At 60.8% G+C, this 12,132-nt stretch carries 9 protein-coding genes; 4 read left to right on the top strand and 5 right to left on the bottom strand.

Going from position 1 to position 12,132, the window contains the following annotated elements; translation table 11 throughout:
* Window positions 1–56 precede the first annotated feature (56 nt).
* Together BW971_RS20240 and BW971_RS22185 are read left to right on the top strand one after the other, a co-directional pair.
* Window positions 57–1,319: a PucR family transcriptional regulator gene (locus BW971_RS20240; RefSeq protein ID WP_076482893.1), complete on the top strand. Its 1,263-nt coding sequence runs from the start codon at window positions 57–59 to the stop codon at window positions 1,317–1,319.
* Window positions 1,320–1,443: 124 nt separating this feature from the next.
* The gene (locus BW971_RS22185) at window positions 1,444–1,599 is read left to right on the top strand and encodes an ATP-binding protein (RefSeq protein ID WP_327202076.1); all 156 of its coding nucleotides are present in this window, start codon (window positions 1,444–1,446) and stop codon (window positions 1,597–1,599) included.
* Window positions 1,600–3,003: 1,404 nt separating this feature from the next.
* Here the strand turns inward: BW971_RS22185 and BW971_RS20225 are convergent.
* The 3 genes from BW971_RS20225 to BW971_RS20215 form a co-directional block, all read right to left on the bottom strand.
* Window positions 3,004–4,314 (bottom strand): cytochrome P450, encoded by a 1,311-nt coding sequence (locus BW971_RS20225; protein WP_076482891.1) that lies wholly within the window; start codon window positions 4,312–4,314, stop codon window positions 3,004–3,006.
* A gap of 1 nt (window position 4,315) precedes the next feature.
* On the bottom strand, window positions 4,316–6,124 hold the full coding sequence (locus tag BW971_RS20220; protein ID WP_076482890.1) for a peroxidase family protein: 1,809 nt from the start codon (window positions 6,122–6,124) through the stop codon (window positions 4,316–4,318).
* Between the two features lie 89 nt (window positions 6,125–6,213).
* The gene (locus BW971_RS20215) at window positions 6,214–6,762 is read right to left on the bottom strand and encodes a hypothetical protein (RefSeq protein ID WP_234974525.1); all 549 of its coding nucleotides are present in this window, start codon (window positions 6,760–6,762) and stop codon (window positions 6,214–6,216) included.
* A 277-nt stretch (window positions 6,763–7,039) separates the two neighbouring features.
* On the opposite strand from BW971_RS20215, the gene BW971_RS20210 reads away from it, so the two are divergent.
* A complete protein-coding gene (locus BW971_RS20210) occupies window positions 7,040–8,260 on the top strand; it encodes a PucR family transcriptional regulator (protein ID WP_083710494.1) in 1,221 nt (406 codons plus the stop codon).
* A gap of 163 nt (window positions 8,261–8,423) precedes the next feature.
* Here the strand turns inward: BW971_RS20210 and BW971_RS20205 are convergent, their stop codons facing one another.
* Window positions 8,424–8,813 (bottom strand): hypothetical protein, encoded by a 390-nt coding sequence (locus BW971_RS20205; RefSeq protein WP_076482888.1) that lies wholly within the window; start codon window positions 8,811–8,813, stop codon window positions 8,424–8,426.
* Window positions 8,814–8,898: 85 nt separating this feature from the next.
* Here BW971_RS20205 and BW971_RS22300 point away from each other — a divergent pair, with 85 nt between their 5' ends.
* Window positions 8,899–9,351 (top strand): MarR family winged helix-turn-helix transcriptional regulator, encoded by a 453-nt coding sequence (locus BW971_RS22300; protein ID WP_143690500.1) that lies wholly within the window; start codon window positions 8,899–8,901, stop codon window positions 9,349–9,351.
* Between the two features lie 1,066 nt (window positions 9,352–10,417).
* On the opposite strand, the gene BW971_RS21400 is transcribed toward BW971_RS22300, so the two are convergent.
* Window positions 10,418–11,884: a hypothetical protein gene (locus tag BW971_RS21400; RefSeq protein WP_143690499.1), complete on the bottom strand. Its 1,467-nt coding sequence runs from the start codon at window positions 11,882–11,884 to the stop codon at window positions 10,418–10,420.
* Window positions 11,885–12,132: the final 248 nt, after the last annotated feature.

Here is a 12,132-nt window from a genome sequence, read left to right as displayed (position 1 = left end):
CGACCAATATAGTTTACGGATAGTGCAAAATAAACCACCGCCGGTATGCTGACCCCATGACCAGTCCGCCTTCACCACGGGTTCGTGACCTGATCCGACAGGCGGCTGAGCGATCCCTGGCAGCAGCAGATGTGTGGAACGAGACGGTCGGCGACGCCACCCTGGCCACATCGACGCTCGCTGCCGTGGCAGCCGATCCCGCACTGAGTGAGTCCCTCCGGCGTGGCAACAACGACAACCTCCTCGCCTGGGCAACGGCCAACCTCCGAGCACCAGGCGAACCCGTACCAGCCAACATCTGCGACCTGCAGATGGAGGTGGCCCGCGATATGGTTCGACGAGGACAGGGCGATGCGACCCTGGAGGCCTATCGCACCGGGCAGAACACGGCGTGGCAACTGTGGATGCAACTGTGCTTCGACCTCACCAACGACCCCGCAGAACTGCAAGAACTGCTTACCGTTACGTCCGCGTCTATCAGTACGTTCATCGACGCTACGATCAGCGCGATCGCTCGCCAGATAGCCATCGAACGAGACGAACTGACACGCGGCTCCCAAGCAGAACGCCGCGAGATCGTCACGCTCATTCTCGGCGGTTCACCGGTCGCCAAATCGCATGCCGAGCGGGTACTTGCCTATCGTCTGGATGGCCCGCACACCGCCGCGGTCCTGTGGGGAACGGCCGCCGACGGAGACGGCGGTCTCGATCCACTCGAACGATTCGCCGAAGCGCTGGTGAAAACTGCCGGAGCTCGACATCGACTCACCGTCGTGGCCAGCGCCAACGCCCTCTGGATCTGGATCCCCGCAACGACTGCACTCAACACCGAGCAAACCGCCAAGCTGAACCATGACAATCCCCACGTAGGCGCCTGCCTCGGCCTGCCAGGCAAAGGTCTCGACGGCTTCCGGCGCAGCCACCTGAGCGCCCTCGAAACACAGCGCTTCGTCACCACAATCCCCGACCCGCCGTCGATCGCGTCCTTCGCACAACTCGAAGTCGCCTCCTTGTTCGGTAGCGACCCAACATCCGCATCAGAATTCGTACAGCGCGTACTCGGCAACCTGGCCGACGCACCCAAAGACGTCCGTGAAACCGTCCGGGTCTACATCCAAGCCCTCGGAAACGCCTCCGAAACAGCAGCAAGGCTCTTCGCCCACCGGAACACAGTCGTGCGCCGGCTCGAACGCGCCGACGCACTTCTTCCACACCCGTTACACGAAGACCCGCTGCGCATCGGCCTCGCACTGGAACTCGACCGCTGGCGATCGCAAGACTTCAGAAGCCGTCGAGGCGCCGGTATCGAGGCCACCTGAGACAGAACGTCGTCTCTTATGCAGCGGAAGCGACCTGGCGGTATGTCAGAGTAGGCATTGTCGGCAAGAATCCTGAGCAGGAGGTAGGCGCATCGCCGTATCGGTCAGGTCCGCGGCCAAAACCATGAACCGCTACGGTCGCGTCGACCTGCTGATTATTGATGAACTGGCTTACATGGAAGTCGACCGCCGGGCGTCCAAACCGCTGTTCCAGATCCTCACCAAACGCGAGGAGAAGCACTCGATCGCGATCACGTCGAACCAGTCGGTCTCCGGCTAAATCAACACCCCTCTTGCACGCGGCGATCGTCGACCGCCTCACTTGCCGCGGCACCATCATCCAGTCCCGCCGACCTGCCCATGCAACTGTTGGCGGCTGAGCGGACTGTTCAAACCGAGCACAGACTCAAGACGTACGGCAAATTCGCTCCAGGCGAGCCCAACACAAACCGACTGTTCGGGTTATCCGGAACGTGCGAGCGCAGCGTTGTATCGAGCCACCTACATGCTCGCGGCTGGGGTGTGGACTCTGCACGTAGCTTGCCACCGCCGACGACTCCGCGGTCCTGGGCACCCTTTCGTTATCGCGCGAACTTCCGGGCCACTGGGCGCGCCCTGACGAATTTGAATGAAGAGATTACCACCGCGTGACCATGGACCCGCCAGGCGCAGTGCGGCATGCACTCGCGGCGCGCCTTTAAAGCCACGTGAGCCGGCGTGGATGTCGCGGATGGTGTTGGCCAAGTGCATCAACTTCATCGCGCATTGAGGCAGCACAATGCCGCCCCTTGTATGGCCCGACCTCGAAACCGCGGGGACCCGGCAGGTCACCGCCACGGGCACACCGTCGGAGGCAAGTTCGTGGACCAGCCGGAACCTAATCTGCGCAGATGTTCTCCGCGCGAGAGATACGCCGATGCAAGTTTGAGGATCTGCACACCTCGTCTCGATCTTTTCTGTCCCGCCGCAGCTACGCCAGCTCCGCGTTCGCTGATAGTCGAACCGTCACGGCCACAACCATTAACGTCGTCGATGCTCATTTACCGGCGCGAAAACGATTCTGAGATGCCGAGATCTCTCGCGATCCGCCCGACCGATGCTCTCGACGGGCGGGCTAGGTCGATCGCCCGACGGCGGACTCTTCAGAGTGAGCGACAGGCATGACATCTGCCTCCTCTCGTGCGGCCAAATGCTACGGATCAGTTGTCCGCAGAACCGGGGCAAGCTCCTCACTGCTGCATTGAATTACGGTTCTGAGCAGCTGCTCCTGCGGACTGCCACGGCGTTGGGGCAACGCTTTGCCGTCTTCGTTCAAGGCCTGCAGTAGCCGGGCCGCGGCAATGCGGAACATCACCGATTCATCCGGCCACAGTTCGTCGGCCAACTGGCACATTACCGGCGTAGGCGACGTAGCCATTGACGTTGCCCATCTCACAATAGCCGGCGTGTGTCTTGAAATGTGTCATCACCCCCGCTGGCAACATCCTCTGACTTAGACAACTACATGGCTAATTGGTTGAGGTCCAGTTAGGTCGCCTCTCGCATCTGCGTTCGACTAACTGTGCATTTAACCCGCCCACCTAGCGAAACGCAGATAAGCGTCAAGAGTGCAGTCCATTGGCACGGGAAACCCCATTTCCGACTCGTGATTGCCCTGCAACGCGTCCTCCGTGGCACGCGTCATCTATACGTTTAGGGCGATGGTGAGTCCTTCGGGGCTCAGCGTGTATGGCATCGGGCGGCTGGGTTTTAGTGGCGATTTGGGGAGTTCGGGCGCGCCGGAGGAGATCAGTCGTGCGAGTACGGCTTGGCCGAGTAGCAGCGCTAGGTCGGTGCCGGGGCACCCCTGGGGTCCGTGACTGAAGAAGTTGAATGACCATTCATTCGCGGCGTTACCGTCTACCCATTCGTTGGGTGAGAATTTGTCGGCGTAGGTGATGTGGTGTCGGTTGCGATGGTTGAACAGGTTGTAGATCAGTATTTGTGTGCCTTGGTCGACGGTGGCTCCGTTGGGGAATTTGACGCGTCGGGTGGTGACGCGACCGAACATGGGTGTGGTGGGCCACAGTCGCATGGCCTCGCGGAGGCAGCCGGATAGGTAGGGCAACGACGCGATACCCGTCGGTGTGGATAGGTCGGAGTGTGCGAGTTCGGTGCGTACGGTGTCGCGCTCGTCGGGGTGGGCGGCGATCGCGGCGAGGGCTCTGAATGTATTGGTGGCAAGTGTGTCGCCCATCGCAAACATCCAGTGGATGACCTGGCCAGCGGGTTTGGTCGTGTCGGACCTGGGGGCGGTCAACATCTCCCAAGCGAGGCTGTCTTCTTCTGGTGCGTCTAGATAGGAATGTATTCGACTCAGTAGCTTCGCGTAGTCGTCGCCCGGTTTGTCGGGGGTGTTGTTTCCTTCCGACATCAACGACTCCAGGCAACGTGATAGGTCAGTGTCATCGCGTGCTGATCGGCCGAAGATGACCTGACGAGTCAGGCGTCGGAACATCGTGTGGAAGGGCCGCCAGCGGAGGGGCCGTTCCAGAGTGTCTGTTTCGTCGTTGGCGATCTGGAGAAACTGGTCTGATAGCCGGTGGACCGGCTGTCCGGTGCCGAGGACTGCTTCTGTGAATACGCGTCGATCTGCCCACACCGAGCCCCGCGACAGTGTCAAGGCGTCGGGTTGGAATGCGCGCATCCCTTTACGTTTGGTTTCCGGATCGGACGCGAACGGGTCCGGGGATCGACTGAGAACGTACTGAATGTCTTCGGGAGCTGAGACCACGAGCGCCTCGTCGAGAGCGACGCGAACGTAGAACGGTCCTGGACCGTGGCTCCGAATCAACCCCTCGACCAGGCCGTACCCGAGTCGGTCCAAGGATGCCAGGGTCGCAATCGACGTGGGCAGTGAGCGTTTGACGAACAGGCCCTGCAGCACGCTGGGTACGCCGATCTGGCCGGTGAACCGGATACCGTCGATGAGTGATGCATGAGCAAATTCTGGCATCTCAGATATCCCACGGCACGTATGCGCGCGCGGTGTTTGCCAATCGGAACACCGCGTTCTGCCCCGATTGGGGTGGAGTTCCCAGTGCCGGCCACGGTGCGAACACCCGGTCCACGTCACCAACAACCGGACCCAGTTCAGGGTAGTGGCGCAGCAACACGTCTTTCATGGTGGTGTTGTTCACCCAGTCGAATCCGGCTTTGGTGTACGTTTCCGGCGTGAAGTCGTTGGTGAAGAATCGGTCACTCTTCAACCGTCTCGATGCCATCAGGATGAAGATCCGGAACGCGGTGTCGGAGAATCCGAAGCCCTTCGGCGGTTTTTCTGCTTGCATGCCGATCTGTAGGTCTACTGCGTCGACGTCGCCGTTGTAGACCTCGTTGATTTCCCGCGCCCATTGCTTGTTGGGTGTGATGTCACTGATTTTTTTGCGTCGCGGCATTCGTAGTGCCTCGCGGAAGTCGTTGTATCGTGGTACGCCGCGCTCGCGGTCACGGACGATGTCGAGGGTAGCGAGATCGGTGATTTGGCCGTCGACACGTGTCAGGTTGCGTAGCGCATTGGGATAGTTGTGTAGGCATACGGCGCCGGCGCTGGCGAGACCGATGGAGTACCACAGATCGCCCATATCCATGCGATCCATGAAGTCTCTGGTAAATCTTCCCTGAAGCTCGGTGAATTCGCGGTGCTCCAGGTGCTCACCTGAGGCCAGAGAGTAGAAGTCCCAGTCATCTGGAATGAGCGGATGCATCCGATAGACCGACACGAATTCTTCGGTCAGGGAAAAGGGGGCCGAGTGCTGATCTGCGTTCGAGCCGATGATTCCTGAGAGTGCCTCGTTATCGCCGATGCGGCCGATGTTGTTGCGGAATTGCTCGCCAAGTGCGCCGTACCAGTTTGCGTTCATCCCGATCTGCAATGCCGGGTGCCGCAGAACACATGTCGTCCATTCCACCGTGTGGATCTTCGCGATGAGTGCAGACACCACCAACACACCGATCTCGAACAGGCGTTGGTCATCGAAGCTGGGATAGTTCTTCTTGAGGGCATCACACACAGCGTTGTGCTCACGGGCGAACAACGTGTGGAGCAATCCCACCCCGAGCCACCAGTTCTCGCGCATACCCGTCAGATCGACACCAGGCACATGACTGCGCGGTAGTCGACCATCGTCACCAACCTTCACCTTCCCGTCGACGAACGTGCGCACCTCGCTCTGGCGCTCTGCGCCGCTGCCGTAGATCTGCGACCCGTCCCACCAATGGGTTTCCTGATTCCCAAACACAGGTGCCGGGCAACCGTGGGCGATTTCCCCGTGCAAGGGAATGGTGCACCGGATCCGCATGGGATCCTCGGGGAAATCATCACCCTCCTGTAAGGGGATGTCGATCGTTTTGTCTGCCACACCGTCGCCGTGAAAGAACCAATTGTGGTTCTCAAATTGCAGCCATGCGGCTGCCAGTGCGTTAACGATACCGGCAGGCTTGAACTCGTCGCGGGCCATCAGCTTGTTACTGATGACCCGCGGATCCGGGTCAAGAAGACGTTTGGTATCGGTTATGGTCTTGCTGATAGGCACATTTCTGCCGAACCCCGTGCCCTTGGCACCCATGTACGGGTCGTCGAGGTCGTTCCAGGTACCTTCGGGTGTTCGTGCGCGCTGAGCCTCCGCCGGCGCTTGATGCTCGTCGCTCTCGGGGCGGATATTCTCCGCCTCGAACAGGTTGTGTTCGCGGAGAGCATCACGCTCATTCGACAATGCTTTCAACTGCAGTATGAGCGAGGGATTCTGGTACCACTGAGGACTCATTGACACATCGCTTTCCGAAATCAAATTTGCAGTACAGGCTGATTATGCTGGATTGTTCGACGAAGGGTCGGCGTACGTTGTCGGTGAGCTCACGGTGTACGCAGGGCAAAGAAACCTATCCGCTCGAAATTATCGTGACCCGAGAGTTTGGGCATCCGGAAGAATATTTTTCCCAGGTAGGCGCCTGGGGTGAGCTCGACGAGCTCGTCACGAATACTACGAATGACCAGCGTGGGATTATCCGGTATATCGGAATAGTCGATGACCAACACGTCCCTATCGGGGTTCTCCTTGCCGGGTTCGACGTAGGTCGTGAAGTCAAATGCCGCGCGCTCCCCGTCATTGGGGCGCATCGAGTACAGCGGCCACACCAGTCGTCCGACCAGACTCGACGACCCCGTCATCCGGTTGTCGCCACTGGCCGCATCCTGGTCGAATCGTTTACCCTGCCATGGCATCCACACCGACGTCAGAACCTTGACGGCGGCATCGAGAGGACCCGTCGTCGTCGTCGCCAGCAGCATCCCCGACGTGGTGCCGTGCAGCCGAGAGGGTGGTGTTCCGACGGCGAACAGCGCATTCAACAAGGCGATAGTCGCCTCTTTGTCCCGGCCTGCCTGACCACGCAGCTGCTCCAACAACGCCCACGTGTGTGCTCCCGGGGGCCCAGAGCCCTCATCACCTGCAGCGCGCGCCTGTGCCAACCGGTCCAGCACGGACGCCTCGTTCAGAAGACTTTGCGACATCGGACCTCCACCGTCACTTTGAGTGCACCGCAAGACAGGTCATGAGCCTGCGCTGCCAGTGTGAAACAGATCACTCAACGATGTCTATGTGGCGTAGCACTGACTTCGGCCAACGCATGGGTGACACCACACATTCTATGGCGGATACCGGTGTGTCTAGAGTCACCATATGGTGCATGCCGCCGATGAACCTCACCACACCCGCGATACGCGCGACGATGCCAGTCGGCTGGGTGCGCGCCTCCTCGGGCGTGTCGACGAACTAGGAGTAGCACTCGCCAATACCGTTCGTGACCGTGTCGAGTTCTACCGTGACTCTGCATTGGTATCCCCCGAAGCGCTTCGAACCAGTTGCATTGCACACCTGAAGTACGTATTTCTCGCACTGTCTGGCGACACCACACTGGAGCTCTCCGCGGCGGAGGCTACCGGCCGCCACCGTGCGGAACTCGGCGTTCCATTGCCGGAAGTCTTGGCCGCCTACCGCGTGGGTTTGCGGCGGATATGGGATCTCGTCGGCGCTGAAGCGAACGCAACTGGTGTGTCAAAAAAGGTCTTGCAAGACATAACGTCACACGCAGTCGTTGCCCACGATCTGTTCGCTCAAGCAGCGGCGACAGCATTCCATGCCGAGATGAACCAACAGATCCTGGACCAAGAGCAACGGCGCATCGCGCTGCTCGACGCCTTGTTGGTCGGTCACGTCACCGAGCAGCAGACACTGTGGGAAACCGCCGACCTCGTCGGGCTGCCAACGATCGGCCCGTACGTCGTAATCGCGGCCCACGTGGCAGATGTCGGAACTCCGGCCTTGCCGAGAGTCGCCGAACGACTGTCCAGTCGCGGCATCCAGTCGGCATGGCTACTACGCCACGACTTTCATATCGGCGTGGCCGCACTACGCGAGTCCACCCATCATGACCACCTCATTGCCGTTCTCTCACAGTTCGCGTCGTCACCGGTGGGTGTGAGCCCCCCATACAACGAACTCGCAAAGACAGCCGAGGCGCTCCGATTGGCACGCATAGCCAGCCTCAGCGCCACCACCGGCTCGCGCGTCGTCGTGTTCGACGAAGCCCCCCTTGCCGTCGCGGCTGTCAGCGCACCAGAAGTCATGACCCTACTAGCGCAACGCATTCTCGGGCCCCTGGACTCCATGCACGGAGTTGACCGCAACACGCTACTCGACACTCTCATCGCATGGGTCGACGCGGGCGGATCGACTACCGGAGCAGCCACCAGCCTCTACCTGCACCCCAACACCGTTCGCCAACGATTGAACAAAGTCGAGAAGCTCACCGCTCGGTCGCTCACCAATCCAAGCGACATCGCCGAGATCCGACTAGCACTCGAAATAGTCAAACGCCTCCCTACCCCCGCGCCGCGCTAAGACTTATGTGATACCAAGTCCAACCGATGTGCTGGCAAGCCCAACCAGCGGGCCGCATTCATCAGGCACCTCCGACAGTGACCGGACGATCCGATAGCACCGCCGTCGAGCGTTAGACGGTCGTCTGCATCACACGTCGACACCACGACTCCTACCGAAACCGTTATCGCGCGTTGCCGATACCCCGGTCCGACTCCGCCCCGGCCAGCATGTTCGTTACCTCTTCAATGCTGGAAAACCGTCCATCAGGCGCGAACTGCGCAAACACGAAGACTTCCTGCGTCACCGTGGAGCCGTCGACCTTGACCATTCGCGCTACGTGCCGTTCAGCATACTGGTCACCGTCTGTCAGCTCGTTGAGCACAGAGATCTCGGCTCTCGCCACAATGGTACGCAAGTGTGCGATGTGTTCGACGAAACCTTCACGATCGTCCCATGCCCCGTTGGTGCACTGACGGTAGTCAGGCGCGAAGTGCTGTTCGATGGCAGTGTCCAGCAGCACCTTGTGGTCGAGTAGGTCGTGTAATGCGGCGGAAAGGTTGGTGTTGCTCACGAGCGCTCCCTGTTTTACGTGACAATGTCACACAAACTTACTGCAGATGCGGGACTTTGTCACGTATAGGTAGTACGATCGTAGCGTGACTCAGGACACGCGGGACATCGCTGATCAGCTGGGGTTGCTGCTGCAACGCCGGATTCGTCGCAGCCTCTATGCGGGCGTGATCAACGATGTCCATGAGGCCGTCGACGAGGGGGCCTACCTCATTTTGAGTGGCGTCGCTCGCTTTGGCCCGGTCAGCGCAGCTGCTCTGGGCGCTGAGGTTGGGGTCGACAGAGCGCTAGTCAGTCGCAGAGCACGGACGTTAACGAAGGCGGGCCTGCTTCTGACACAGGATGACCCGGGTGATCGTAGGGTCACGCTCCTAGCGTTAACCGAAGAGGGTGAACGAGTTGTTCAGCTCCTTCGCAGCCGGCTGGCTTGCCTCCTAGACGATCGTCTCCGCGATTGGTCGGCCACCGATGTCAGCCAGCTACGACGACTACTCACGCGACTCGTAACCGCAATTGATGACAGCGATAGCCTCGATTAGTTGCGATGCGCAGCTGGACGCCGTGGAGCGGGATGAGACTCACAGTCGATGCGGCGGTGGAGCGGCTAGGACACGGAGCTTGCCGCGCCGTGACGGGCTGGTCCTGTACCTGACCACTGAGGTCCGCTACGGCGTGGCGAGATGACACGACGAAGAGACCCCGATGGGGTGGAGTGCAAAGCTGTTTAAGAACTCTCCCCCACCCCATCTAGGCGTGATGTGTCCCACCGTTCATGCCAGCTATCGCAAACTAGTCGCCTGCGGGCGCGATGTGTTGGTGCTGCGTGACTGGGTGGGCCACCGAGCTGCAGGGCTTCGACGGCGTCGCCAGGATTGCTCACCGCGTCTACCGCGTCGGTGTGAGTGGCTGGAAAGCAACTGGTTACTGCCGCGCCGCAGTGATCACGTCCTGCGCGTGCCCGGACAGCTCGAACGCCAGCCCGCTCCCCTGCCGACCGGGGTTCGGGGCCAGTTCGTGGCCTGCGTTTGGCATGTTTGTGTCCCCGTCACCGGTTGCACCCGGGCTGTACCGGCTGTGACCTGCGACTTTACCACCCGCAGCGGGGCGCTTCCAGTATTTACGCTGGTGGAACGTGGTCGTTGTGGCGCTTAATGGAATAGTCGCGACGATGCCCAAAGACCTTCAGGCGCAAAGCGCCGGCGAGTGCGGGGGCAAGGCGGTGAGCGTGGTGCGCTGCCTCTGCCTCGGAGGGGTGTCAGGTCGTTTGCACTGTTCAAACGGGCGGCGATACTTGAACCAAGTCGACCTATTTCACGGGGTGCCGATTTCGACGTCGTCGATGCCTTGCCGAGGTCCGTCGGGCTTAATCATCAGCTCGGTTTTGTACAGTCCGATCACCGATTCGGCGCCAGCGTCGCCGTAAACGAGCCGACGGTGCCGATCGGCTGCGTGATCTTGACGCTGGCGAAGCGCTCGCTGTAGGCCACGGGCATGTACTGCACACCGTGGTCATGGTGCGCGATCAGCCCCCACTGACAATCATCACGACCATCTTTCTGAGCAAAAGCATCCCCCAATATCGCCGGACACTGCAAAGCATCGCTGCTACGCGACGACCTTGTGGGATGCGCTCGACGTGAGCTGTAGCCGTGCGGTCGCGTAGTCGGCGCGACCCGCTTGCGTTGGGAATTTCCCGTAACGTGTCCGTGCGTTCACCGCGATGGGAAGACTCAGCGCTTCAGGGTCCGATCGGGCTGTGCCTTTTCGCTGACGGTAACGACGTTTTCCTCTCTTACGCCGCCATGCAAGTTCGTCGTTCCACCAGTCATGAAGCAACCTGTCGATCAAGTGTGCTCGCGTGCGCGCCGCCATGATCCCGACACATCCGAGCTCAGACGCGGTGCGATCCCACGCCTGGTCGACGGAATCAGCCAGGTTAAACGAGTCGAGTCGTCGTAGCCAGGACGACACTGTGGCTGGCGAGTAACCAGTCGCAATAACCAACGACGGCAAGTCCCCGCCACAGACCCTTCTCAGGAAGTGGATCCGCTCCGCAACGCCACCAAGTCCATATCTCCAAACCCATACATCATGACGGCAATGACGTAAGCGGTGGGTTGGTGACGGGGGGCGTGATTCCACTTGTGTTGCAGTAAAACAATCAGATGATGCTGCGCCAGGCGCACGTAACTTCCAGGTCGCGGCTTTGGTACCCGCGGACTCTGCTGTGCGTTCGATCCAACCTTCTGCTGCCAGCCGGTGCAGTGCTCGCGCTGCCGTTGCGTAATGTACGTTCGCCGATTCGGCCAGCCGCCTGACATCGATGTCAATGGTGAGGGTGCGTGCCTTCAGACAGAGTTCCATTAGCGCGTACAGGACTCGTTCGGCGCTCGCCCAGCCCTTCCTTCCCCACACGTGGGATTGCGTATGGACTTTCCCGCTGATGGCGTCGATAACGGTCTGGACGGTGGCAGGGGCGGTAGTAGTTTCGTTGTCGGCGCGCTTCCAGGCGGTATCTGCGGCCATGGCGAGTGCCTTGTTCCACTGGTTTAGCGCATGCGGTTGCCGCTGGTGGTAGTCGTCGCGCAGTCGCGCAAGTCCGGGCTGATTTAGTTGCGTCAAGACGTCGTTCCAGGACCAGCCGCTCGCGGCCATCGCGAGCAGAACTGTCCATGCGGCGGCGGAACGGTCGGCGCCCCGTGGCAGCGATTCGGTGAGGAGGGCCGCAGACTCGCGGCTGAGCGGCACTTTGGCCCGGGATAGTCGCCTCGCGGCGCCATGCCCCGTAAGTGACATCGAGCCGATAGCGGGTCGCGGGTCGGCGTGGTGGGGGGCTTCCGCGGTGGCCGGAAACAGCGCAGAGAGCCAGTTAGCGAGCTCGGGTGGCGCCGGCCGAGTGTCCATCGCGGCGATCTGCTGGTCGACATACGCGGGGTCTCCGACCGGGGTGGCCGCTCCCCCCTCTCGATGCGGCGATCCGGGTATGCGGACCGCACCCGTGGCTGCGTTGGCCAGGGGCGAGATGTCGAGCGTCGGCAGATGCATGCGCATTTGCCGGGCGAGCTGCGCCATGGTGTGAGGCGGGATTCCTGGCTCGCTGATACGGATCCAGATGTGTTGTCCACCCGTAGGTCCTGAGGTGACAACCAGGTGCGCGACACCGAGATCCGTGAGGACGCGCACGACTGTGTTGACGTCGGTGCGAACGGCATCGGCGCCGAGGCGGCCAGCATCGAGATCTAGCGCGAGGAGCTTGTAATTCCCATGACGATCGGCCAGGTAGGTAGCGATCGGTACATCACCGATGTCGTGGGGCCAGC

This window comes from Williamsia sterculiae (assembly GCF_900156495.1).
Lineage (GTDB): Bacteria > Actinomycetota > Actinomycetes > Mycobacteriales > Mycobacteriaceae > Williamsia_B > Williamsia_B sterculiae.
This window is presented reverse-complemented; position numbering and strand designations above follow the sequence as displayed.